This window comes from Pseudomonas sp. PAGU 2196, assembly GCF_022179005.1.
GTDB classification, from domain to species: domain Bacteria; phylum Pseudomonadota; class Gammaproteobacteria; order Pseudomonadales; family Pseudomonadaceae; genus Aquipseudomonas; species Aquipseudomonas kermanshahensis.
In genome coordinates, this window is sequence record NZ_BNTL01000005.1 from 143,253 (window position 1) to 168,532 (window position 25,280).

The following is a 25,280-nucleotide window of genomic DNA, read 5'->3' on the forward strand; positions in this document are numbered from 1 at the left end:
AGGTAGTCAGCCTATCGAACCCAAAGCTCGCGGCGCTTGTACGATCCTGCAAGTCAGCGCGCAGGTCGCAGCCGTTCCAGCCAGCGCAACGGCGACACGCCATAGCTGCGGGTGAAGTGCCGGGTCATGTGGCTTTGATCGTGAAAGCCCGCGGCCAGGGCAGCATCGACCAGCGTGAAGCCATCCAGCATCAGCCGCCGAACAGTGTCCAGGCGCCGCAACGTGACAAAGCGGTAGGGGCTGGTGCCGTAAAGGGCGCGGAAGTCCCGTGACAAGCTCCACTGCTCGCGCCCGCTGGCCTGTTCGAGCATTTCCAGGGTGATGCCCAGGTGCAGGTGCTCCATGATGAATGCCCGGGCGCGCTCGGCCGAGCGGTAGTCCAGGCGTTTGCGACCGCGTGGCTTGCCGCCGACTGCACGCAAGGCCATGGCCAGGTCATAGACGGCGTCCTGCTCTTCCAGTGTTTCCAGGGGGTGGTCCAGTGCCTGCACGAAGGCTTCACTGGCGCGGTACAGGCGCGGGTCGCTGGACAGCCCGCCAGCTATGAAGGGTAACGGCTCACCACTGAGCACGTTTTGGATCAACGCCGGGTCGATGTAGGCCATGCGGTAGCGAAAGCCCGCATCCGTGCCGGCCATGCCGTCATGCACTTCATCAGGGTGCAGGACCAGCGTATTACCGGGTACGCCGTGGCACAGTGCCCCCTTGTAGTGAAAGCTCTGCACGCCGGCGAGGGTGCGGCCGATCGAATAGGTGTCGTGACGATGCGGATCGTAGCCATGGCTACCGAACCATGCTTCGATCCGCTCTACGCTGCCGGGTTGAGTGCTGCGTATGACCCAGTCCGAGGTGGCTGCGTGGGCTGTTTTACGTTCCATGGAGGGGCTTTCCTGCCGGGTTCCCTGCGTGACGGTCACTTGAAAACGGTTGCCTACTCATTAAAGCTGTACTCAGGTCAGAGGCCTGAACCCCTAAGCCAGATCGGGGGTCCTAGCGTACAGAAAACGCGAACCAAGGAGGGGTATGTCCAACGTGAAATGCATCCAATCGCTTATGCTATTGCTGGCAGCGGCCACACTCGCCGCCTGCGTCCCCTGGAAGCGCGAGCGCCCCGCCTACGCAGACCTTTGCCAATCCGAATTTCAATTCAAAGTGCCAGGCCCGCAGGGGGAGACCACCCTCTACCTGGAGACCTACCTCTACGACCACGCCGCTCACTGGAGCGACCGGCCAATCGAGCAAGTCCTGCACGTCGAGTACCCCGGCGAGAAATACGCGCGGCGTGAATTCTATGTGCAACTGATCGCCTACAACAAAAACCGCCAGCGTCCGTCGTCCAGCTCCACCCGCGGCGAGCCGCCGATCCCGATCCTCTACGACAGCCGCCAGGCCTCTATCACCTTCGAAGATGGCTCACGCCTGCAGGCGCGGCCCGAGGTGTACCTAGGCATCGACAAAACCTACGACTATCCGCTCGTTTACCCAACCGCCGCGCGCCCATCGCCCTACGACATCAACAGCGACGAAGTACACCGCAACATCCCCAAGATCACCAACAACAAACGCTACGGCTCCGCTTATGTGATTTTCCAGACGGACAAGTTCGATGCCAATTCCAAGTGGACCATCCACCTGGGCGCGCTAGAGGTTCAAGGCCAGAAACTGCCGATTCCCCCGATCAAACTCTGCTACCAACCTGTGAAGAAATGGATCGGTATCGAGCCTTTGATGCGGCCATGAGGTAACGCGTTTTTATCGGTATGTAGGGGCAACCCACCGCCGTGGTGCTGCGCCCCTACATTTGAACTGCCCAACTGCAGGGGTGCCTAATGAACATCAACCAGAGGGCAGCACGATGACTGAGTGCAAAGACGACCAGAAGCAACAAAGCCAAGTACCGGCGCACTCCACGGAAGAGGAAAAGGCCAAGCTTAAGGACAAGAACAAGGATGGAATCCCGCCGGGTGCTGAGTGACGCCCGTTGGTTGCGGCGCGGGCACTGCGGCGTAAGGCAAGGGCTGCATCGGTAATCAGTAATTGACAGCGGCCCTACAGCTGAGGACCATCCCCAAATAACGACGCCCCGCTGCACCCAGCTCCCCCAGCGTCAATCCATTCGTTTACGACCGTTACAGTGAGTGACGGTCCGCATCAGATCAGGACGATGAACGATTACGCCCTAAAACTCGCCACCTACTGGCGTAACTCCCTCGCTGACGCTGAAAACGGCAATGGCGCACTAACTTCCGATAAATCCAAGGCACTGACCCCCATACTTTTGGAGCACGTCAACAAAGGCTGCCTGCCTGTGGAACTGGCAGACCCCTTGTTCACCGACGAGCCCGCCTCGACTGCGACAGTTAAGGTCACCCTTCGGCCTTGGGTATTCGAAGCGCAACTGGAACACGGCAAGACGCGTTCGGGTATACCAGCCACGGTCACGCCGGTGATGTGCACTGTGCTTGTTGCGCGGGATGGTCGTCTTTATCCAACCAGCCAGACCTTCGTGCCACGCGATATTCTCGAACCGCTCGACAGGGGCACGTTCTGCATCGGCGCGCAGTCGGTGCTTGATGAGTTCTTGAACGCCAGGGAGGTACCTGCCTTTTCCCCTCCCGAAGGGGAGCAGGTGCTGGATGCGCAGAAGCACCACGAGCAATGGCGCCTGTTCATGCGTTTTTGCTGGAAGATGTTGCTCAAGGTCGGCAAAGGCTGGGACCCAACGGCAGACGGCCTGAGTCGAGCTGAGCACGGCCTGCTGTTCAAAGAAGACAAAGCCGACGGCTTCAGCCAGAACATCGTCAACCTGTACGACTACTTGCGCCAACACAAGCCCGCCGTAGCGCTGTTCGAGCGCTTCGCTCAGCGCGCCCCAAGCCTGGACGAAGCCTGCCTGCCTGCCAATAGCCTGTTTGCCGCACGGCTTGGCCATGCGGGTGACGAATACGCACTGGCGCCGGCCCAGCGTGACGCCTTGGCTCATCTACTGGCAGGCGAGGCGGGCGAGGTACTGGCTGTGAACGGCCCGCCCGGTACGGGTAAGACGACGCTGGTGTTGTCGGTGGTCGCATCGCTGTGGGCCAAGGCTGCCGTGGAGGGCGGCGAGCCACCGGTAATAGTTGCCAGCTCCACTAACAACCAGGCAGTCACCAATATCATCGCGGCATTCGGCAAAGATTTCGCCGAGGGTAGTGGGCCTTTCGCGGGACGTTGGCTGCCCGACGTTCATAGTTTCGGTGCTTATTTTCCGAGAGCCTCGGCCGAAGCGGAAATGGCCACTGTCTTCCAGACCAAAAGCTTCTTCGCCGAACTGGAATCAGTGGCGTACCTGGAGAGGGCGCAGCAGGCTTATCTGGAGCACGCAGCGTTGGCGTTCCCAGGCGTTCAAGAGATGAGCGTGAAGGGTGCGGTGGACCTAATGCGTCAGCAGATCGTCGGTCGTCAGCAGCAACTTGCTGTTATCGAACAGGCGTGGATTGCCCTGAGTTTGGCACGGGAAGCTGTCCAGGCAGCGTTGGGCGACGACCCGCAGGCTGATATCCAAGCACGAAACGCGGCGCTGGCTGGCCATGTGCAGCCATTGGAAAACGTACAGAAACGGCTGAAAAATTTCAGACATTACCTGGCCCACGAGTCGCTGTTTTACAGCCTATTCAGCTGGATCCCCCCCGTGGCGGCCAAGCGGCTTCGGCTGGCCAAGCTGCAGCTCGATGGCGCCGATACCCCGCTGCACAATGCCTCGAGCTTGAGTGAAATCGAAAGCCGTCTGGTGGCGGCCGAGAATGAAGCGCGTGCACAGCATCAACAGCTAACTGCCCGGTTACAAACTGCACAGCAACTGCTTGAGGCGCAACAGCGTTCGCTGCAGCACTGGCAGGGTGTGATAGGCCCGCTGGCCGGGTCGATTGGCAAGCCTGCAGCTGAAGCCACGCTCGTTGACTGCGACGGTTGGGCCGATACGACGTTGCGCTTCGACATTTTTCGGTTGACCACACACTACTGGGAAGGGCGTTGGCTGTTGGAGGTAGGCGAAGACCTGCCTGCCATTGTCAAAAGCCGCACGAAAACCGGCAGGAAAACCCTCGTCAACAGCTGGCGTCGCTGGATGAAGCTGACGCCTTGCGTGGTCTCGACGTTTTTCCGCCTGCCCAAAGAGCTGTCGTGCAAGCGCTACGATGATGGCGACTACATCGACGATTACCTGATCGACTTCATCGACCTGCTGATTGTCGACGAGGCCGGACAGGTGCTGCCAGAGGTGGCTGCGCCATCGTTCGCCCTCGCCAAGCAGGCGCTTGTCATCGGTGACACGCAGCAGATAGAGCCCATCTGGTCGATCCCGGCCAAGGTAGATATCGGTAACTTGACGAACGCCGGGCTGATTTCACACAGCCAGGTCGATGAGGACTACGAGGCCTTTTGTGAGGGTGGGCGCAGCGCGGCGAGTGGTAGCGTCATGGCGATCGCCCAAGCGACCAGCCGCTATCACTACGATCCCGATTTGGCACGAGGCATGTATCTGTACGAGCATCGTCGCTGCTATGACTCGATCATCAGCTTCTGCAATGCCCTCTGCTACAAGGGCAAGTTGCTGCCACGGCGTGGCCAGAAGCCAGACGGGGGCTTGCCGGGCCTGGGCTACCTGCATATCGATGGCAGATGCCAGCAAAACAGCCAGGGTAGCCGTGACAACCTGCTTGAAGCGCAGACGATCGCGGCCTGGATACAGGCCAATGAAGCCGAGTTGAGGCAGCGTTACGAGGGCAAGGCGCTGTTTGAGATCCTTGGTGTGATCACGCCATTCGGTGCGCAAACCAGTGCCATCGTCGACGCCTGCACCGCGCTGGGTATTCACGCCGGTAAAGGGGCGGGCGAAATTACCGTCGGCACGGTGCATTCGTTTCAGGGCGCGGAGCGGCCTGTGGTGATTTTCTCAGCGGTGTATTCCAAGCATGCCGATGGTGGTTTTATCGATCGCCGAGATAGCATGCTCAACGTCGCCGTTTCGCGGGCCAAGGACAGTTTTCTGGTGTTCGGCGATATGGATGTGTTTGGCCAGGTGCCGGTCAGCAAACCGCGCGGACTATTAGCGAAGTACCTGCTGGCGGACCCTGCCAGCGAGCTGCAGTTCGAGTACCAGCCCAGGCTTGACCTGCAAACGGCAACTACCGGGTTGAGCCATTTGCATGAGTGGGAGGAGCATGACCGGTTTCTGATGCAGACGCTGAAGACTGCTCGCCAGCAGGTACAGATCGTGACCCCGTGGGTCAGGCTACACTGCTTGCAGACAACCGGAGCATTGCAGCAGATGCATGCTGCTGTGCAACGTGGGGTGCAGGTTGAGGTGTATACCGACTTGCTCTTGAACACGGATACCTCACGTCAAAAACCCAAAGGCGAGCCACAGAAAGTGGTTGAATTCGAGGCTGTGCTTGCTCACCTGCAGGCGCAAAATTTTCCTGTGCGTGTGGTCAGCAAAGTGCACAGCAAGATGGTCATGGCAGATCAGGAGGTGCTGTGTGTTGGCTCTTTCAACTGGCTGAGCGCCCAGCGTCAGGGTGAGTATGTACGCCACGAGACCTCGATGGTTTATCGGGGCCCGGATGTCAGCGAGGAGATCCAGGTCAACCGCAGCAGCTTGGCCAGTCGGGTGACTTCATATGGGGGAGGGGCCTGAGGCGCCGAAACCAAATGTCAGTAACTTTTCAGTCCAATAGCCTGGTCATCGACCTGGAAGTCGTCCCCGCCAAGGGGGACAAACCCGATCGCATCATTAAAGTCGGCGCCACAAGGCCTGACCTAGATAAACAGATAGATGTAGCGGTCAAACAAAACCTTGCGCAGGTACTGGCTGAGGTCGATACGCTTTCGCACGGTGCTGGCTACCTGCTGGGGCACAATATCATCGAGCACGACCTGCCCATCCTTATGCAACAGGCACCGGCACTGGCCCTGCATGCGCTGCCGGTAATCGATACGTTGCGTCTGTCACCGCTGGCGTTTCCGCAGAACCCGTACCACCGGCTGGTCAAAGACTACAAGCTGATCCGCGACAGTCTCAACTCGCCGCTTGCCGATTGCCGTTCAACGCTGGTTTTGTTCAGCGACCAGCGCGATGCATTCGCGCAGTTGAACGAGGTCAACCAGGCCGAGTTGCTGTGCTATCAAGCGCTGCTGGCCCCAGGCCTGGACAGCGACCTGGGCACTTTTTTCGCCTCCCTGACTGGCCGGCAAGCGGTGTCTATCGCGCAGCTGCGCCAGCTGATTCCAGGCCTGTTGACGGAAACCGATGCGTCGACAGGTCGGGATCTGAAAGTGTGCAACACCCGCTTGCAGCAACTGCTGGGCACTGAGCTTGAACAGAGGGATTTGCACTTGCCTTTGGCCTACGCACTGGCGTGGCTACGGGTGTCGGGCGGCAACTCGGTACTCGCGCCGTGGGTTCGGCATCAGTTTCCGGGGGTGATGCGCCTTATTCGTGAGCTGCGCGATGTGCCTTGTGGCCGTGCGGATTGCCAGTACTGCCTCACCACCCACGATCCACGCCATGAACTCAAGCGCTACTTCGGTTTTGCGGACTTCCGCTACGAACGCCCCGGCGAGAGCCTGCAGCATGACGTGGTACTCGCTGGCATGCAGGGGCAACATGTGCTGGCCATTCTGGCGACAGGCGGCGGCAAGTCACTGTGTTACCAGCTCCCCGCGCTGAACCGCTTTCATCGCAACGGTAGCTTGACCATCATTATTTCGCCGTTGCAGTCGCTGATGAAGGACCAGGTGGACGGGCTGTTGGAGCGCAGCGTGCAATGCGCCGCCACGCTCAATGGCATGCTGACGATGCCTGAACGTGCCGATGTGCTGGAGAAAATCCAGATGGGGGATGTCGGCATCCTGTTGGTATCCCCCGAGCAATTTCGCAACAGGGCGTTTCGCCGTGCCATTCGGCAGCGACAGGTCGGTGCCTGGATTTTCGACGAGGCGCACTGCTTATCGAAGTGGGGCAATGATTTCCGCCCCGACTACCTGTATGCATCGCGCTTCATTCGTGAGCACACGGGCGACCAACCACTTGCACCAATCGGTTGCTTCACGGCAACAGCCAAACCGGATGTATTGGCTGATATCCGGGCGCATTTCAGGGATGGCCTGGGCATCGAGTTCGCCCAGTTTCTGGGCAGCCATGAACGTACCAACCTGAGTTTTGAAGTACAGCCTTGCAGCCGCGACGAGAAGTGGCCGAGGATCCACCATTTGCTTGAAGCAGAGCTCGGTGGCCAGGAAGGTGGGGCGGTGGTGTTCGTTTCAAGCCGTAAGGGGGCTGAAAAGCTCTCGGACTTTCTGATCGAGCAAGGTTGGTCCTGCCGGCATTTCCACGCCGGCCTTGAGCCCAATGACAAGAAGGATATCCAGGACGACTTCAAGGCCGGGCGTATCCGCATCATTGTCGCCACCAATGCCTTCGGCATGGGGGTCGACAAGGCCGACATTCGGCTGGTTGTTCATGCAGACATCCCAGGCTCGCTTGAAAACTACCTGCAAGAGGCTGGCCGGGCTGGGCGTGACCAGGGCGCCGCACGCTGCGTGCTGCTTTACGATGCGCAAGACATTGAAACCCAATTCGGCCTCTGCGAGCGCTCCAGGCTCAGCCTGCGCGACATCCAGCAAATTTTGCGCAAGCTACGTTTTGAGTACGCCAGGCGCAAGGGCGGTGAATTGGTGATTACCGCAGGCGAAATCCTCATGGATGAGGACGTCGAAACCTCGTTCGATGCCGGCGACATCGATGCTGAAACCAAAGTGGTCACCGCCGTTGCCTGGCTGGAGCGCGGGCAATACCTAAAGCGGGAAGAAAACAGCACCCAGATCTTCCCGGCGCGTTTGAGCCTGAACGAAGGGGAAGCCAGCCAGCGTTTACACAAGGCCAACCTGTCGAAGCGGCGCCATGAAGAGTTCGACGCGATCCTGAAGTACCTTTACCGCGCCGAGGCCGACGAGCGGGTCAGCACCGACAACTTGATGACACTCACCAGCCTCACCTCTGAAGAGGTCGTCAGCACATTAAGGCAGATGGAAGCGCTGGGGTTGCTGGTCAACGACACCCAGTTGACCGTACTGCTGCGCCATGGCGTGGTGGGGGCTTCGAGCCAGCGTCTGGCACAGACCCTGGCCTTGGAGGCGGCCCTGTTCGAATTACTCAGCGAACTGGCGCCGGACGCACACGATGGCAGCTGGCAAGACTTGAACCTCACTGCACTGACTGCGGGCCTGCGCGCAAGGCTGGAGCAGGAAGATCTTATCCCCCTTCAAGTGTTGCGCCTGCTGCATAGCCTGTCCTACGACCGCGAGAGCAACAGCCAGCCACGCAGCAGTTTCGAACTCAAGCAGGTCAACCATGACTACATCAAGCTCAGGATCCAGGGTAAATACAGCTGGGCACAGCTCGAACGGTTTGGCGAAAAACGACGGATCATTGCCACAAAGTTGTTGCAGTTTCTGACCAGCAAGCTGGCACCTGCTTCAAAAGGCAAAGACCTGATGGTGCAGAGTACCTTCGGTGAGCTGGCCGGCTTGATCGATTCGGACCTCGTCCTCGCTCAAACCGTGCAGGCCAACCAGCGCCAGAGGGCCATCGAGCACGTGCTGCTGTACCTGCACAAGCAAGAAGTGCTTACGCTTAACCATGGTATGACAGTGATGCGCAGGGCAATGACCATTGAGGTGAATGCCGAGAAAAAGGGCAGTTACCTTAAGGACGACTACTTGCGCCTGGTCGAGCATTACAGCGAAAAACGCATCCAGGTGCATGTGATGCGTGAGTACGCGCAGGTGGCCCTGGAGGCGATGGCAAGTGCGCTGGAGTTGGTACTGCATTACTTCACAGACTCGAAAGATGCTTTTTTACAGCGCTATTTCTCTGGCCGCGAAGAGGTGCTCAAGCACGCCACCAGCGAGGAGTCGTGGCGTTCGATTGTCGAAGACCTGAGTACTCAGCAGCGGCTTGTGGTGGTCGATGACGACGACATCAATCGCCTGGTGCTGGCTGGGCCGGGCTCAGGTAAGACGCGGGTCATCGTGCACCGCATCGCCTATCTGTTGCGCGTGCGGCGGGTACCGGCCCATGCGATCGTGGCCCTGACCTTCAATCGGCATGCTGCCAATGAAATTCGCAAGCGGCTTCTACAGCTGGTGGGTGCGGATGCTTACGGTGTCAGCGTAATGACTTACCACAGCATGGCCATGCGCCTGACTGGCACCCGTTTCGAGCGCAAGGACGGAGTGGATGAAGGGGCGCTCAAGCAGGTGCTGGAAAATGCCGTACTGATGCTGGAAGGCAAAGGCATGGCTGAAGGCGAGGATGACCTGCGAGATCAGCTATTGCGTAGCTATCGCTACATTCTGGTGGATGAATATCAGGATATCGACGCGCTGCAATACCGTTTGGTGAGTGCACTGGCCGGCAGGCAGTCCAGCGAGGAGGGCCGTTTGTGCATCTTGGCGGTGGGTGACGATGACCAGAACATCTATGCGTGGCGCGACACCAACAACCGTTATATCGAACGTTTTCGCGAGGATTATTCGGCCACCACCAGCTATTTGATCGAAAATTACCGCTCGACGCAGCACATCATCGCGGCAGCCAATCAGTTGGTAGGCCATAACCCCGAACGGTTGAAGGTTGACCACCCGATCCGGATCGATCGCAGTCGCCAGCCGAACCCTCCAGGTGGCGCCTGGCAATCGCTCGACCCAGGGCGTGCGGGGCGTGTTGCACGCCTGGCCATTGACCCGGTTGACAGTGGTGTTGGCAATGTTCAGGCCCAGGCCGCCATGAACGAGCTCAAGCGTCTTCTGGCGCTGGAGAAAGGCGCCTGGCACGGTTGCGCCCTGCTTGCGCGTACTCACCAATATTTGCTGCCGGTTCAGGCCGTTTGCGAGCTTGCAGGCATTCCCTATTTTCTGGCTGCCGACAAGGACAGCGGGTTGCCGATCACACGGCAGCGTGACTTCGTAGCGGTGGTCGATCAGCTGCGGAATATTGGCAAAACACTGACTGCTGCAGAGGCGTGGGCGCAGGTTTCGGTGAATGTCAGTGCCGGCTGGCGCAGTTTTTTTGACGAGGCCTTTACCCAGTTACACGTCGAATTGGGGGAATGCCAGCTTCGCTGCAGTGCGGTTGTCGAATGGCTTTATGACTACGCCCGGGAAATGCGCCAGCAAGCACGCAATGGCCTGTATCTGGGGACTGTGCATTCGGCAAAGGGGCTCGAATTCAGGCATGTGGTATTGCTTGATGGCGGCTGGAATACCCAGGCAGACGGGCTCAACGATGAACGTCGGCTGTATTACGTAGGCATGACGCGGGCCGAACAGACGTTGACGTTGTGTGAATTCAATGCGGCTAACCCGTTCAGTGGCAGCCTGACAGCAAACGTCGCACCCTTGGTGTTCAAGGGTGACCATGACCGGGCTTTGGAGCGGCGATTTTTGCAGCTCGGGTTGCGAGACATCGATATCGGTTTTGCCGGGCGCACTGCGTCGACGGATGTCATCCATGAGGCACTGCGAGGGTTGCAACCGGGGGATGAGTTGCAGCTTGTGAGGCAGGGTGACCGGTATGAGATACGCGATAGGCTGGGACGTGTGGTTGGGCGAACCGCCAAGTCGTTTGTGTTGAACGTTGAAGTGGAGCGATGCGAGGTGGCAGGGGTGCTGGTTCGGTATCTGGAAGATACTGAGGAGCAGTATCGAACGTGGCACAAATCTGAGCGGTGGGAGATTGTCGTACCGCGGGTGTGTGGCACGAGCTGCATCGGGAGGCCATGAGCCAGCAGACTAGCCCACTTGCTAGAATGACAGGAGTCGTTGAAGTGGGCAGCTCCAGCGCAAGGTCTAGGTGATTTCACACAAAACGCGATCCGCCTGAAGGGTCAAAGGCTGGAAGCGTTTTCTGCATGACAACCGTCCGCTCCTCCCCATAAAACGCATCCCGCACTGTGCAAAAGCCCAACCCTGCATAAAACCCTTCCGCCGTAATGGAGGAGGGCACACGCAACACCTTCAGCCCACGCGCAATTGCTTCATCTTCGATCACTGCCATCATCTGTTTTCCGACCCCAAGCCCTTGATGCTGGGGTTCGACAAACACACTTCTGACCACATCCCCGTCAAGACTGGCCGTGGCAATCACCTCATCATCAATCAATGCCACAAACACCAACCGCCGAGTCAGCATCTCAAGAATGGGCGCCGCACTGAAAGACGCCTCGATGCGCGAGATAGTCTCGGCATCATAGTCAGCCGCGTTCGACCCGCGTAAGGCCGCTATCACGACTCGGCTTATGCCCTCGGCATCGCCTGCATTCGCCAAGCGAATAGGGCAACTCACTCTCGCGCCTCCGATGCACTCAACTGGGTTTCCTTCGCTAGCTGAATAGCTGCATTGATCGCAGCCCGCGCCTGGGGGCTGTTCTTCCAGCATGTGGAGCCAACGGCCGCTGATGCCTGGGCCAAAATGTCATCGACATTCGCTTCGCTAAGCATCGCCAGTGAATCAATCCCCATTTGCTCAAGGCGAGCTATAACGGTTGGCCCTACGCCCTTGAGGGCCAGCAATGCTGTGTGTTCCGTCAGTGGAAATGGCATCCGTAAACTCCTGTTATCGGCAAATGCTGCCGCTGGAGTTTACCAACTCGCTGGCCTGCTGGGGCTAATCAAGTTTCTCCAGTGCGTTGCTTTGTGGTGTTGCCACCGGCTGTTTCGAAAATCGCTTCGCCCCACTTCTGTTTGCCACCCCAAACGGCACATGCACCATCGGCAGGTCGCCGGCCGGTGATTGCAGGTGGCTGCGTTGATCATCGAAGAACACGTGGGGTTTGAGAATCGACAACACCCGGGGTTTTTCCATCCCGCCTAGAAAGAAGCACTCATCCGGCGACACACCCCAATCCTTCAACGTGGTCACCACCCGCTCGTGCGACGGCGCGTTTCGCGCGGTCACGATGGCGATGCGCAAGATGCGTTTGTAGTTCGGGTCTTGTGCCAGCTTCTGGTCTTCGAGCGTGCGAATGTGGGAGAGCTTGCGGTACAGGTCCGCCAGTGGCCCAGGCTGGTGGGGGATGGCCTTGCGGGCCCGCTCGTGGGCCTGGAAGTCGTCCAGGTTGTCGTTCTCCTTGTACACGCTTTCCGCTTCGTCATCGGCGATCACGCCGTCAAAGTCGAAGGCCACGCGCAGCTCGGTGTCGATCTCATCGTCGTAGATGCGCGTCGGCAGCACCAGGCCAGCGGGGTAGCTGGCGTCGATGGCGCGCTGCACGTCGTCCTCGTTGGCGCTGAGGAACAACGAGGCGTTGAAGGCCGGGATGTACTCGTGTGGCGAGCGGCCGGACATGAAGGCGGCCCGGGTGATGTCCAGTTGGTAATGGCTGATGGAGCGGAACACGCGCAAGCCGGTTTCGGGCGAGTTGCGCGAGAGCAACACCACTTCCACGGGAAGTTGGTCGGGGAAGGCCTGGTTGATGCTGAGGAAGCGGCGAATGAACGGGAACGCAACGCCCCTCGGGAAGGGTTCATCCAGGTTTTGCTCCTGGTGCTGGCGGTAAGCCTCGACGCCGTCGGCCTTGTAGATGTCGTCAGACACGGTGAGGTCGAAAAGTGCACTGGAGGCCACGCCAATGACCAGCTTGTGTTCGATGGGGTAGGGCATTGAACGTGCTCCTTGAGGGGTGCAGGTGACGAGTATACGGGTATGCAGACGGGTGATGGTTAATTGGAGCCGCTCCGCGCCCCTTCGCGGGCAAGCCCACAGGGAAGGCGCATGCTTGCAAACGCGGCACAGATCATTAGCGTTGCCATCGTTAGGCTACTATGTATAATTCCGCCGAAACCCGCATTCCAGAGCGGTTAACCATGGAAAGGCAAGTTTCTTGATGCGTTTCTAGCCGATGCCCTCCAGCGGCACTGCCCGCCATTTTGCGCATTGCATTAACTCCGTTGCATCCAGGCCATTGCTGGGCGTTGGCGAAGCCATGCCCCGCAACAGGCTGCACGCATTTCAACAAGGATATTCATGAAAAAGCGTTTCGTTCTCTGTGCCCTGGCCTCCGCCCTGGCAGGTTGCAACTCCGAATACAACTTCGACGAAGTCACCAGCTACACCGGCACTGTCGGGTCGCCGCATGCGCTGTACCTGGAGCGCAAGTCGGGCGAGCGGCTGAACGGCACCGTGGTGCACAAGGTGGGTGACCGGGTGCTGCAGGCGTTCAAGGTCGAAGATGGCAAAGTGGTCGGAGAATGGAAGGAGTTCGACCAGGACGGCAAGCTGCTGGTTGAAGGCCAGTTGCAGGACGGTGCATTTGTCGGGCCCAAGAAAACCTGGTGCAAGGGCGAGTTCGCCGAGCACCTGGACAACGTCATCACCCTCGAAGGCGGGCGCCGCAGCGAGCAGCACTACGACTGCGCCACAGGCCTGCAGGTCAGTGACAGCACAGAGATCCCGACCGTTGATTTCCGCAAGCGCGCGATCCGTGTCGGCACCCAGCGCGAGTGGAAGGTGGTCGATGGCCAGCAGAAGCTCACCCTGCTGGAGACCTTCGCCAGCGATGGTTCCGGCAAGCTCGATGGCCTGGTGGAGCACTATGACTATCAGGGCACACTGAAGGACCGCGCTACCTACAAGGCTGGCGAGCTCGATGGCGTGCGTGAGACTTGGACGTCGTTCACTGATGGCACGTCGGTGCCGGCTACAAAGGTCGAGTACAGCGCAGGCAAAAAAAACGGCCTGTACGAGGTGTACTTCATTCGCGGCTGGCCTGCCGGCACGGTGTCCGAAAAGGGCAGCTACAAGGACGACAAGCAGGCTGGCGTGTGGGTCAACTATCAGCCTGGCTCGGCCCAGGTACGTGATGTCGACAGCCCGCCAGACACCTCGCCCATGGCCATGCGCCTGTGGGACGCCGCCCAGGGCCAGGCGCGTACGTCGGACTGGGCAAAAGAGATCAAGGACCTCGACGCCTTCGCCTACCTGCTGAAAAGCGCCGGCATCAATGTCAATCAACGCCTGCATTACGAGAACAAGCCGCTGATCACCGTGGTCGCCGATAACGCCTACGACTACCTGATCTCGGTTGGCGCCGACCCGATGGGGCGGGATATCAACGGCAACACGCGCCTGATGAACTGCCTGGCGGGCAGCGACTACAGCTCGTGCAGCTTCGCGCACATGATCACCCTGGCGGGCAAGGAAGACCTGAAGGCGCACAACGTCTACGGCGACACCGCGCTGTCGGTGTTCTGCCAGAAAGCCGGCAGCCTGCAACGCCGCCATGGCGCCGGCCAGCAGCCTGAAGCGCTGTTCCAGGCACTGCTCAAGGGCAGCGACGTCAACGCCAAGGCCTACGGCGGCGAGACGGCCTTGCATGCCTGCATGGCCCAGCGTAACCACAGCTACGCCGAAGCGCTGGTCGCGGCGGGCGCTGACCTCAATGCAGCCGATGTCGATGGCACCACGCCGGTGGCCGCGGCCTTCTTCGGCAGCTACAACCTGGCGGCAGCCGGGCAGCGGGTGGGTTGGTCCGAGAACGTGATCCGCTTCGCTGCCAGCTACCAGGGCAAGTCCGACTTCACCTTCGACACGCCGCTGGCGGCGTTCGGCAAATCGATTCGCCAGCTGGTGCTGGAAAACGGCGACACGGCCTCGGCGATGTTGATCGATTCCTTGGTGGGCACCGCCAAGGGTTGATTGTTTCTTTCAGGATCTACAGACAAGGATTACCTATGCGTCACTTTAAATACGTGCTGGCAGCACTGCCGTTCTGTGTACTGGCTGGCTGCGGCAACGACGCGCTGGATGGCACCTACGAGGCCACGACCAGCGTGATGGGCTACAGCGCAGGCAAGCAGACGGTCGAGTTCTCCAGCGACTACATCATTGCGGCAGGCAACAAGATCAAGGTCGACGAGTGGGAGCGCAAGGACGACGTGGTTGTAGCCCGTGATGCCAACGGTGTCGCGCTGATCAACGTCCGCGTGCTGGACGGCGGCAAGCGTCTTGAGTCGATTGGTGGCAACAACATGGCCAAGCAAGTGTTCGTGCGCGTCGACTGACCTTACCGGGCCGCTCTGCGGCCCATCGTCGGGTAGGAGCAGCCTTGTGCTGCGAAAAGGCCTGTGAAAGCAGTGAATATTCGGTGCGTTTTCACCGGCCGCATCGCATCACAAGGCTATTCTTATGCACTGCAAACACGAAGGCGATATCCCAGAGCTTTGACATTTGTTAAAGGTCATGTATACGTTACATTAACTCTTATTTGTTACGTATACAGAACATGGACCCCTCATTTATCGTTGTACGCCTTGGCCAGCAGGTTCGGCAGCGCCGCCGCCGCCTTGGTTTCACTCAAGCCAAGCTGGCAACGTTGGCCGGCGTTACTCGGCAGAAGGTTATCGCGATCGAGCGGGGCGACCTATCTGTCGGCATGGCTGCCTATGTGCGAGTGGTGGGCGCCTTGGACTGCGAGTTCGCGTTGGTGACCGCAGCCATGCCCACGTTAGATGAGATCCAGGGGGTATTCGAGTGAAGGCGGCCACGCTGCGGGTTGCAACACCGGGAGGGGAAAGCGGGAAAATCTTCAATTCCGCTGGCGACTATGTGTTTCGCTACCACGAAAGTGCTGATGCTCATGCTGCGATCAGCCTTTTAATGCCGGTACGCCTGGATGATTACCGTCATCGGGACCTGCATCCTATTTTCCAAATGAACTTGCCTGAGGGCTATGTTCTGGAACAATTACATAACCGTTTGGCAAAGGTCGCCAATGTCGATCCGATGTTGCTGTTGGCGCTTTCGGGCAGCAGTTCCCCTATCGGGCGCGTGGCAGTGAGTTCAGCTGAGGTGGATGCGCTCTTGCGCCGCCAGCAGTTTCCTGGTGAGCGACTAGAGGAAATTCTGACTTGGGATGGCGCTGACGATATCTTTGCTGGTCTGGTGGACCGGTACATCTTGCGTGCTGGAATATCAGGGGTGCAGCCCAAGGTACTGGTACCAGAAGCGCCGAGCAGTACACCGCAACCTTTTACCTCGAAAACCTCCGACCTGATAATTAAAAGCGGGCGCGACGAGTTTCCGGGGTTGGCTATCAATGAGTTCCTTTGCATGTCTGTGGCCAAGGATGTGGGAATTCCGGTACCCGAGTTCTACCTGTCCGATAATACCAAGCTGTTCGTCATGCGCCGCTTCGACCGTGATGAGCAACTCGACCCCATTGGCTTTGAAGACATGGCAGCGCTGATGGGGCTTGCCGCCGAGCAGAAATACAGCAAGAGCTATGCGGCAATTGCCAAGACCATTCGCCTGTTCTGCCCACCCGAGCAGGTGCAAGGTTCACTGGCGCAGTTGTTTGCCATGGTGAGCCTGTCTTGTATTGTCGGTAATGGCGATGCGCATTTGAAAAACTTCGGATTGTTGTATTCCGATCCGTCTCAACGGGACGCACGGCTGGCACCGGCATACGACATCGTCAATACAACAGCCTACATCCCTGAAGATGTACTGGCACTGGACCTGTGCGGCAGTAAGTCATTGTTCGCTTCGCGGCAAGGATTGATGGACTTCGCTGATACCTGTGATGTGGCTCGCCCCAAGGAGATCATCCAGGAGCAGTTACAGGCGCTTGAGCGAGTTCTTGCTCGTTCTGCTGAACTCTGCGAGCAGGCTCCCAGTGTGGTGGGTGCCATTCGGCAATCTGCAGGGCCGTTCATCAGGACCTTTGGCTAGCCTGCCGCTCCCCCAGGATTCCCTTCAAAACCTGACCTGAAGCAACGCCTCTTCGTCCATCCGCCACTATGCTGATCCGGGCATTCTCTCAAGCTCACTCAGACAGACACGGAGGTGTTTATGAAAGCTGCTGTCGTTGCCAAAGGGCGTCGCGTGGACGTGGTGGAGAAAACACTGCGGCCGCTGGCGCACGGTGAAGCGTTGCTGAAGATGCAGTGCTGTGGCGTTTGCCATACCGACCTGCATGTCAAGAATGGCGATTTCGGCGACAAGACGGGTGTGATTCTGGGCCACGAAGGGATTGGCGTGGTCGTGGAAGTGGGGCCGGGTGTCACGTCGCTCAAGCCGGGTGACCGGGCCAGTGTGGCGTGGTTCTTCCAGGGCTGCGGGCACTGCGAATATTGCAACAGCGGCAACGAGACGCTGTGCCGTGAGGTGAAAAACTCCGGCTACACGGTCGACGGTGGCATGGCCGAGGCGTGCATCGTGGTGGCCGACTACGCGGTTAAAGTGCCGGATGGGCTGGATTCAGCGGCCGCCAGCAGCATCACCTGCGCCGGCGTGACCACCTACAAGGCGGTGAAATCATCGAATATCCGCCCTGGGCAATGGCTGGCCATCTACGGCCTTGGCGGCCTGGGCAACCTCGCCCTGCAGTACGCCAAAAACGTCTTCAACGCCCGTGTCATTGCCATCGACGTCAACGATGATCAACTGGCCTTCGCCCGTGAAATGGGCGCCGACCTGGTGGTCAACCCGCGCGACGAAGACGCCGCGAAAGTCATCCAGGCCAAGACCGGGGGCGCCCATGCTGCCGTGGTCACGGCAGTGGCCAAGAGCGCGTTCAACTCTGCAGTGGATGCACTGCGCGCGGGCGGTCGCCTCGTGGCTGTGGGGCTGCCGCCAGAAGCCATGAGCCTGGATATTCCACGCCTGGTACTCGACGGTATCGAGGTTGTCGGTTCGCTGGTCGGCACCCGCCAAGACCTGCGCGAAGCCTTCGAGTTTGCCGCCCAAGGCAAGGTGGTACCGAAGGTGACTCTGCGCCCGATCGAAGACATCAATGACATCTTCGAAGAGATGCAAGAGGGCAAGATCAAAGGCCGCATGGTGATCCACTTCGCCGATTGAAGGCTGCTGCCTGCCCAGGTGAAGCCGGCCCGCGCGTGCGGGCCGTTTTCAGGGTGGGTTCAAGCCGGTCGCTGAGTCCGCAACACTAACGCCGCCACCGCGCAACCTATCAGCGCCAGGCACGCCAGGTAGAACGCATCGCTGTAAGCCATCAGGTAGGCCTCGCGTCGAATGGTCGCCGCCACCCCCTCCAACGCCTGCTGCTGGGCCGGCAGCCAGCTCTGCACGGTTTGGCTGATGCGCTCTTGCACACTGGGCGCAAACACCGTCACATGCTCGTGAATGCGCTCGCTGTGGTAACGCTCGCGCGTGGCCACGATCTGCGTCAGCGCGGCAGTGCCGATGGCGCCCCCGAGGTTGCGCAGCATGGAAAACACCGCCGAAGCGGAGCCCGCTTCTCGCTTTTCCAACCCCGCCACGGCCAGTACCGACAGCGCCACCATGATGAACGGCTGGCCAATGCCGCGTACCACCGTGGATGGGATGATGACGTTGTCGGCGCTGTCGGCTGTCAGGCTCGCACCCAGCCAGCAGCCGGCGGCCATGATCAGAAAACCGCTGGCCACCATGAACTTGGCGCTGGTCCAGGCCATCAGCCGTGGCATCAATGGCGCCAGCAGCAGTTGCACTACGCCATAGGCGATCAGCGCCACCCCCACGTCGCGGGCGCTGTAGCCCTGCAGTTGGGAGAGGTAGTTGGGCACCAGGAACACCAGGCCAAAGGTAGCCCCGCCAAAGATGAACATGGCAACGCTGGCCACCCCGAAGTTGTACCGCCCCAGCAAGCGCAAGTTGATGAACGCGCGTTGGCCGTACAGCTGCGTGTAGACGAACACCGCCAGCGCCAGGCCGGCGATGATTGACATGCCGACGATGAATGTCGAACCGAACCAGTCCAGCCGGCCGCCTTCTTCCAGCACGATCTGCAGCCCGCCCAGGCCAACGACCATGGCCGTGATGCCCAGCCAGTCGCCACGGCGCAACAGGGTCAGTTGCAGGGGTTTGGCCTCGATCGACCAGGCGATGGCGAGGAGCAAGGCGATACCGGGGAACAGCTGCAGGTAGAAGATCCAGCGCCACGAATAGACATCGGTCAACCAGCCGCCAATGGAAGGTCCGGCCGCCTGGGCCACGCTGTTGGCCAGGCTGAACAAGGCCATGCCCATGGCCATCTTGCTGGCGGGCAGTTCGGTGATGATCAACTGGAAGGAGAGGGGGATCAGCACGGCGCCGGCAGCGCCCTGAATCACCCTGAGGGTGATCATCGCCTCAAGGTTGGGGGCCCACGAGCAGGCGATCGACGCCAGCAGGAAGATGAACGAACCCGTCCACATCACCCGGCGCATGGAAAACACTTCGACCAGCCAGGCCGTCAGCGGAATCATGACGATTTCCGCCACCAGGTAGGCGGTGGAAATCCACGAGCCTTCCTCGAAGCTCGCGCCCAGCGAGCCGCGGATCTCGGGCAGGGCCGCGCTGGTGACGTGCACGTTCATGCCAGCCATGAAGCAGCCGAGCAGGCCGCCGAACACGGCCACCCAGGCGCGTAACGGTACGCGTTGCTCACTGCTCATCGGCAGGCTCCACGGGGCGGGTGTCGACCGTGGTCACCACCGACATGCCGGGCAGTATCTGCAGGCCGTCTGCTGGCCGGTCGAGGACGATGCGCACCGGAAAGCGCTGGACGATCTTGGTGAAGTTGCCAGTGGCGTTGTCCGATGGCAGCAGCGCGAATACGTTACCGGACGCCGGCGAGAAGCTGGCCACGTGGCCTTGCACAGGCTGGCTGGAAAAGCTGTCGACACGGACCTGCACCGGCTGCCCTGGGCGCATGTGTGCCAGCTGGGTTTCCTTGTAGTTCGCAACCACGTAGGTCTGTTGCAACGGCACTACCGCCAGCAGCGGCTGGCCAGGCACCACGTACTGCCCGGCGCGCACACGGCGCTGGCCGACCACGCCGTCGATGGGCGCGCGCAGGACGGTGTCCTGTGCGTCCTGGTCGGCCAGCGCCTGCCGGGCCTGGGCACGGCTCAGGCCTGCTGCCCGTTGCTTGATCTCGGCATCGGCCGCCAGCGCCTGTGCCTTGGCCATCGCCAGCTGCGCGCGCTGCTCACGCAAATGTGCCTGCGCGCCTTGCAGCGCGGCACCGGCTTGCACGGCGTTGGCGTGGGCGGCTTCCAGGCGCTGCACGGTGGCTGCGTCATCGCGCACCAAACCACGGTAGCGCTGCATGTCCAGCTCGCTGCGCTGGCGCTCGGCGCTGGCACTGTGCACGGCCGCTTCAGCCTGGACGATGGCCTGCTGCTGCTGGTTGATGCGTTCGGCGGCCACTTGCTGGCGTGCCTGGGCGGCGGCCAACGCAGCGTGCGCTTCGGCCACGCCGGCAGTGGCCTGGTCGAGGCGGGCGCGGTAGTCGCGGTGCTGCAGGCGTACCAGCACATCGCCGGCTTTGACGGCCTGGTCGTCTTCCACTTCCACCTTGGCCACATAGCCGGCCACGCGCGCGCTCAAGGCCACCCAGTCGGCACGCACGTAAGCGTCATCGGTGGTTTCCAGGTAGCGCCCCGTGCTCAACCAGTACCCGCTGAATGCCAGCGCTGCCAGCACCGTCAGGCCACCACCGGCGTACAGCGCCAGGCGGCGACGGGTAGGCCTGGGGGCGGTGGCAACTGCCTGGGCCTGGTCATCGGGCAGCGGGTTCTTGCTAACGGCAACATTCATGATTGGCTTCCAGTCTCGGGGGTGGAGCGGTGCACCTGGCTTGGGGCCGGTGCTGGTGACGACTGCCAGCGCCCGCCCAGGGCGCGGAACAGGTTGATCTGGGCACGCGCCAGGCGGCCTTGGGCCACGACGTGGCTGGCCCTGGCCTGGATCAGGTCGCGCTCGCTGTCGAGCAACGCCAATGCATCAACGGTGCCTGCCTGATAGTTGCGTTGCGAAAGGGTAAAGCCACGCTCGCCTTGCGCCAGGGCCGCACCCAGGGCCAAGGCCCGTTGGCGCTCACCCTCAAGGCGCGCCAGCGCCTGGCGCACATCCTTGAGTGCCGCCAGCGCTACCCCGCGGTAATGGGCGACCTGCGCGTTTTGCAAGGCCTGGGCCTTGTTCACCCGTGCCCGGTTGGCTTTGATATTGGGGAATTCCCAGCTGATCAACGGCCCGAGGGCAAACATCACCGCGCGGCTGTCACCCAGGTTGGCAAGGTGGTGGTCCGACGAGGTCAACGAGGCACCGAAGCTGACTTTCGGATACAGGTCGGCCTTGACGATATCGACTTCCAGGGCGGCAGCCTGCAGTTCGCGCTCGGCCTTGCGCACGTCGGGCCGGCGTTCGAGCAGGCGCCAGGCGTCACCAGCGGGCAACGGCGCGGCGAGGGTCGGGATGCGCTGGCAGGTGTCAGTGTCGTCCGTGAGCGTTGTCGGGTCCTGGCCACTGAGCATGCTCAGTTCGTACAGCGCCATCTGCCGGTGTGCCTCCAGCATCGGCAGCTGCGCCCGCACCTGCTCGCGCAACCCCAGCAGGCGCACGCTATCGAGCTCCGTAGCGACCCCGGCCTGCCGCTGGCGGTCGCTGAGCTGCACACTGCGCTCCAGAGTGCTCAGGGACTGCCTGGCCGCGGCGATGCGGGCACCGTACACGCACTGGTCGATGTAGGCGCGGGTGGTCTGGCTGACCACGTGCAGCTGCACCAGGTCCAGGGCATCGCGGCTGGCCTCGGCCTGCACCCGCGCCCGCTCGATGGCGGCGCGCACCTGGCCCCAGACATCGACCTGGTAAGCCAGCTCGATGGCTGGGTTGAAGGCCCATTGCGAGGGCGCATGGCTGTCGGTCGCCTCGGCCAGAGTCTGGTCATCGGCGCTCTTGCCATAGCTCGCGCCCATGCCAATGGAGGTGGACGGCCAGCGCCGGGCATCGAACTCGCCAATGCCGGCGAGCATGGCCTGCACGTTGGCTTCGGCCTGCGCCAAGTCCTGGTTGTGCGCCAAGGCTTGCAGCACCCAGGTATTGAGCTGCGGGTCGTGGTACAGCGCCCACCAGCGCGCGGGCAGCGTCTGGTCGCTGACGCCGGCAGGCAGGTGCAGTGCAGGGGTTGCCTGGAATGCAGTGGGGGGCACGGCGTTTGTGGGGTGCCCGGTGCAAGCCGTCAGCACGCCGAACAAGCCGAGGGCGGCGGCGCGCCCGGCAGGGCAGGAAAGGGATCGTATTGGCATCACGCAAAGTCGTATGAGGGGTCGTGAAGCCAGCTTATCGAGGGGCAGGGCGGCCCCGCTGCCGCAAGCGGGACAACCGTGCGCGCAACTGGGACAACCTCAGCCTTGGCGGTCAGTGCGTGGGTGCGGTGCCTGTGCCGAGCACGCTGATTTGCCAGGCGCTGGGGTTGTAGCCAAGGATGCGCTTGAACATCGCGGCGAATGCGCTGGCACTCTGGTAGCCGTGCTCCAGCGCCACGTTCAGGATTGGCTTGCCATCGGCCAGGCACTGCTGGCTGAGGATCATGCGGGTGCGGGCCCGCCACTCGCCATACGACATCCCCACCTCACGCTGAAACAACCGCGCCAGGGTGCGGGCACTCATGTTCAACTGCGCGCCACACTGCTCCAGCGTCAGGTCCTGGGCCGGGTCTTCGAGAAACCCCTCGCACCAGGCGCGCAGCCGCGCATGCTGCGGTACCGGCACATAGGCGTCGATGCGCTCGGCCGTCTCCAGTTCACGCTGGATCAGTGCCCGAGCGTGCTCGCCCAGCGGCTCGTCGCGTTGCAACATCCGCGACCCCGCCAGGATCAACTCGCGCAGTAGGCCGGAGACCGCGATCACATGGCAGCGAGTCACGTGCGACCCCAGCAGCAAGGTGCGCATCGACACTTCGCCTTGCATGCGGACTTCGTGGCTCATGCCGGCTGGTATCCACAGCGCCTGCCCGCGCGGTATCACCCAGTTGCCGCCATCGCTGCACACGCGCATCACGCCGTTGGCGGCATACATCAGTTGATCTTCGGCATGGCAGTGGCTGGCAACCACTTCGCCGTGTCGGTAGTCCATTCCCAAAGCTTGCATGCCAATCTCCTCGGGCCGTGTGTGGCGAGCAGGGGTAACGATTGGATCCAATGCTATCGCAAGGCGTTCAGGCGGGGTTGCTAAGTGTTCGCGTGCAACGCAGAAATATGCGCTGGAATTGCGCTCAGGGTGTAAATCGTGGCTGTTCGTGGCGGGTTGGCCAGCCTTGGTGATGCTGGACCAGGAAGTCCACGAACACCCGCACCCGTGCCGGCATCGCCGGGCCACCGACGAATACGGCGTGTATCGGCTCGCGGTCACCGGGGTTGTAGGCTTCCAGCACGGGCACCAGTTGCCCGTTGTTGAGGTCATCGGCCACTGTGAAGGTGCCGATGCGCGCGATGCCGGCGCCCAGCCTGGCGAATTGGGCCAGTGCCTCGCCGCTGCTGCACTCCAGGTTACCGGTGACTTTCAGGGCAAAGGCCTGCCCGTCCCGGCGAAACGGCCAGTCCGCTTCAGCGCGGCGGAAGTTGAAGCGCAAACAGTTGTGGCGGGCCAGGTCTTCAGGTTCCACCGGGGTACCGCAGCGTTGCAGGTAGTCGGGCGAGGCGACGATCACTTGGCCGGTGTCGCCAATGTAGCGGGCGCTCAGCGAGCTGTCCGGCAGGTGGCCGAAACGCAGCGCGACATCGGCTTGGCCGCCGGCGATGTCGACCACTTCATCGCTTAAGGTAAGGTCGACCAGCACTTGCGGGTACAAGGCGCTGAACTGCGCCAGCAAAGGCACCACCGTCAGCCGCGCATGGCCCAGTGCGGCACTGACCCGCAGCCGGCCCCGCGGTACACCTTGGTCGGTAATGGCATCTTCGACTTCATCCAGGTCGGCCAGGATGCGCCGTGCGCCGCGCAGGTAGGCGTCGCCCTCTGGGGTCAGCGTGATTGCGCGGGTGGTGCGCAACAGCAGGCGAGTGCCCAGGCGCTGTTCGGTACGCGCGATGATCCGGCTGACAGCCGACGGCGTCAGCCCCAGCGCGCGTGCCGCCGCAGACAAGCTGCCTTCTTGCGCCACCTTGGCAAAAATCTCCATCTCTCCAGACCTTCCGGTGAAGTCCATTTGTGCCTCTTGCGCAAAGGTGGTTGGCAAAAATGCAGACTAGTGCCCGCATGAAACGGATCGTAGCATTTCAGGCACAGATAAGGAGCCGTTTCATGCGCATCAATCCACCCCTCGTCGCACTCGCCATCGGTGCCTTTGGCATCGGCGTCACCGAGTTCGCCCCCATGGGCATGTTGCCCAGTATTGCCACCGACCTTGGCGTGTCGATCCCCGCAGCCGGGCTGCTGGTCAGTGCCTACGCCCTCGGCGTGCTGATCGGTGCCCCGCTGATGACTTTGGCCACCGGCAGGGTGCCACGGCGTTACCTGCTGATCGGGCTGATGGCCATTTTCACCCTGGGTAACCTGATGTCGGCCCTGGCGACCGACTACGCCAGCCTGATGGTTGCCCGCGTGGTGACCTCGCTCAACCATGGCGCGTTCTTTGGCATTGGCTCGATCGTCGCGGCCAGCGTGGTGCCGCCTGAAAAACGGGCAGGGGCCGTGGCGGCCATGTTCATGGGGCTGACGCTGGCGACCATCGGCGGTGTGCCGCTGGCCACCTGGTTTGGCGAATTACTGGGGTGGCGTACGGCCTTCTGGGGCATTGCGGGCCTGGGGCTGATTGCGATGACGACGCTGTGGTACGCACTGCCTAATGTGCCGCTGCCGAAAAGCGACGGGGTGATGGCCGAGATCCGCGTGCTAGGCCGTGGCCCAGTACTGGCGGCGTTGGCTCTGACTGTGGTGGGTTCCAGTGCGATGTTTACCGTCTTTACCTACATTGCGCCAATCCTGCACAGTGAAGCCCAGGCCTCCACACCGTTCATCACCGCCATGCTGGTGTTGTTCGGTATTGGCCTGACGCTGGGCAACGTGTGGGGTGGCAAGGCGGCGGACCGTTCGGTTGACCGCACGCTGATCGTCTCGTTGGCGGTGCTGATTGCCGTGTTGCTGGTGTTCCCGCTGTTGATGCCCTGGGCACTGCCTACCGCACTGGCGGTGCTGGTGTGGGGCGCTGCCAGTTTTGCCCTGGTACCGCCGCTGCAGATGCGCGTGATGGAGGCCGCCAAGGAGGCGCCCAACCTGGCGTCTGCGGTGAATATCGGGGCGTTCAACCTGGGCAATGCGATCGGTGCCGCGCTGGGTGGCGCGGTGATCAATGCAGGGCTGGGCTACCCGGCGATTTCCCTGGCGGGTGCGTTGATGGCGGCGTTGGGCCTGGTGATGGTGTTGCTGTTTGCCTGGCGCTCGCGGGCCGTCCAGGCCTCACCGCTGGCCACGCTGTAAG

General features: G+C 61.2%; 18 protein-coding genes. 9 read left to right on the plus strand and 9 right to left on the minus strand.

The features are described from left to right. Nucleotides 1-53 precede the first annotated feature (53 nt). Entirely contained in the window at nucleotides 54-878 is an 825-nt protein-coding gene (locus MFF34_RS06055; RefSeq protein ID WP_238211162.1) for an AraC family transcriptional regulator, read from the minus strand. Between the two features lie 175 nt (nucleotides 879-1,053). Between MFF34_RS06055 and MFF34_RS06060 the strand changes: the two genes are divergently transcribed. The 3 genes from MFF34_RS06060 (at nucleotide 1,054) to MFF34_RS06070 (ending at nucleotide 10,824) form a co-directional block, all read left to right on the plus strand. Then, a complete protein-coding gene (locus MFF34_RS06060) occupies nucleotides 1,054-1,740 on the plus strand; it encodes a hypothetical protein (protein WP_371918136.1) in 687 nt (228 codons plus the stop codon). A 424-nt stretch (nucleotides 1,741-2,164) separates the two neighbouring features. Beyond that, nucleotides 2,165-5,677 carry an AAA domain-containing protein gene (locus MFF34_RS06065; RefSeq protein ID WP_238211167.1) on the plus strand — a complete coding sequence of 1,171 codons (3,513 nt, stop codon included), beginning with the start codon at nucleotides 2,165-2,167 and terminating at the stop codon, nucleotides 5,675-5,677. A 14-nt stretch (nucleotides 5,678-5,691) separates the two neighbouring features. Continuing rightward, nucleotides 5,692-10,824 carry a RecQ family ATP-dependent DNA helicase gene (locus tag MFF34_RS06070; protein ID WP_238211168.1) on the plus strand — a complete coding sequence of 1,711 codons (5,133 nt, stop codon included), beginning with the start codon at nucleotides 5,692-5,694 and terminating at the stop codon, nucleotides 10,822-10,824. A 76-nt stretch (nucleotides 10,825-10,900) separates the two neighbouring features. On the opposite strand, the gene MFF34_RS06075 is transcribed toward MFF34_RS06070, so the two are convergent. The 3 genes from MFF34_RS06075 to MFF34_RS06085 form a co-directional block, all read right to left on the minus strand. Next, the gene (locus MFF34_RS06075) at nucleotides 10,901-11,386 is read right to left on the minus strand and encodes a GNAT family N-acetyltransferase (protein ID WP_238211170.1); all 486 of its coding nucleotides are present in this window, start codon (nucleotides 11,384-11,386) and stop codon (nucleotides 10,901-10,903) included. Beyond that, nucleotides 11,383-11,643, minus strand: coding sequence for a helix-hairpin-helix domain-containing protein (locus MFF34_RS06080; RefSeq protein WP_238211171.1), 261 nt, complete (start codon nucleotides 11,641-11,643; stop codon nucleotides 11,383-11,385). Before MFF34_RS06080 ends, MFF34_RS06075 begins: the two co-directional genes overlap by 4 nt. A 64-nt stretch (nucleotides 11,644-11,707) precedes the next feature. Then, on the minus strand, nucleotides 11,708-12,703 hold the full coding sequence (locus tag MFF34_RS06085) for a 5'-nucleotidase (protein ID WP_238211173.1): 996 nt from the start codon (nucleotides 12,701-12,703) through the stop codon (nucleotides 11,708-11,710). A 363-nt stretch (nucleotides 12,704-13,066) separates the two neighbouring features. On the opposite strand from MFF34_RS06085, the gene MFF34_RS06090 reads away from it, so the two are divergent. The 5 genes from MFF34_RS06090 (at nucleotide 13,067) to adhP (ending at nucleotide 17,902) form a co-directional block, all read left to right on the plus strand. Continuing rightward, nucleotides 13,067-14,737, plus strand: a complete 1,671-nt coding sequence (locus MFF34_RS06090; RefSeq protein ID WP_238211176.1) for a hypothetical protein — start codon at nucleotides 13,067-13,069, stop codon at nucleotides 14,735-14,737. Nucleotides 14,738-14,772: 35 nt separating this feature from the next. After that, nucleotides 14,773-15,102: a hypothetical protein gene (locus tag MFF34_RS06095; protein ID WP_027596171.1), complete on the plus strand. Its 330-nt coding sequence runs from the start codon at nucleotides 14,773-14,775 to the stop codon at nucleotides 15,100-15,102. Between the two features lie 221 nt (nucleotides 15,103-15,323). Then, nucleotides 15,324-15,575: a helix-turn-helix domain-containing protein gene (locus MFF34_RS06100; protein ID WP_238211185.1), complete on the plus strand. Its 252-nt coding sequence runs from the start codon at nucleotides 15,324-15,326 to the stop codon at nucleotides 15,573-15,575. Next, nucleotides 15,572-16,771 (plus strand): type II toxin-antitoxin system HipA family toxin, encoded by a 1,200-nt coding sequence (locus MFF34_RS06105; RefSeq protein ID WP_238211187.1) that lies wholly within the window; start codon nucleotides 15,572-15,574, stop codon nucleotides 16,769-16,771. Before MFF34_RS06100 ends, MFF34_RS06105 begins: the two co-directional genes overlap by 4 nt. Nucleotides 16,772-16,891: 120 nt before the next feature. Beyond that, the gene (gene adhP, locus MFF34_RS06110) at nucleotides 16,892-17,902 is read left to right on the plus strand and encodes an alcohol dehydrogenase AdhP (RefSeq protein ID WP_238211189.1); all 1,011 of its coding nucleotides are present in this window, start codon (nucleotides 16,892-16,894) and stop codon (nucleotides 17,900-17,902) included. 59 nt (nucleotides 17,903-17,961) lie between these two features. On the opposite strand, the gene MFF34_RS06115 is transcribed toward adhP, so the two are convergent. The 5 genes from MFF34_RS06115 to MFF34_RS06135 form a co-directional block, all read right to left on the minus strand. Then, on the minus strand, nucleotides 17,962-19,476 hold the full coding sequence (locus MFF34_RS06115) for a DHA2 family efflux MFS transporter permease subunit (protein ID WP_099428907.1): 1,515 nt from the start codon (nucleotides 19,474-19,476) through the stop codon (nucleotides 17,962-17,964). After that, nucleotides 19,466-20,623: an HlyD family secretion protein gene (locus tag MFF34_RS06120; protein ID WP_238211197.1), complete on the minus strand. Its 1,158-nt coding sequence runs from the start codon at nucleotides 20,621-20,623 to the stop codon at nucleotides 19,466-19,468. Before MFF34_RS06120 ends, MFF34_RS06115 begins: the two co-directional genes overlap by 11 nt. Beyond that, nucleotides 20,620-22,110, minus strand: coding sequence for an efflux transporter outer membrane subunit (locus tag MFF34_RS06125; protein WP_238211203.1), 1,491 nt, complete (start codon nucleotides 22,108-22,110; stop codon nucleotides 20,620-20,622). Before MFF34_RS06125 ends, MFF34_RS06120 begins: the two co-directional genes overlap by 4 nt. A 112-nt stretch (nucleotides 22,111-22,222) precedes the next feature. Then, entirely contained in the window at nucleotides 22,223-22,954 is a 732-nt protein-coding gene (locus MFF34_RS06130) for a helix-turn-helix transcriptional regulator (RefSeq protein ID WP_238211205.1), read from the minus strand. A 124-nt stretch (nucleotides 22,955-23,078) separates the two neighbouring features. Next, a complete protein-coding gene (locus MFF34_RS06135) occupies nucleotides 23,079-24,008 on the minus strand; it encodes a LysR family transcriptional regulator (RefSeq protein ID WP_238211213.1) in 930 nt (309 codons plus the stop codon). A gap of 95 nt (nucleotides 24,009-24,103) precedes the next feature. Between MFF34_RS06135 and MFF34_RS06140 the strand changes: the two genes are divergently transcribed. Then, complete coding sequence (locus tag MFF34_RS06140; protein ID WP_238211214.1) at nucleotides 24,104-25,279, plus strand: MFS transporter; 1,176 nt, start codon at nucleotides 24,104-24,106, stop codon at nucleotides 25,277-25,279. Nucleotide 25,280: the final 1 nt, after the last annotated feature.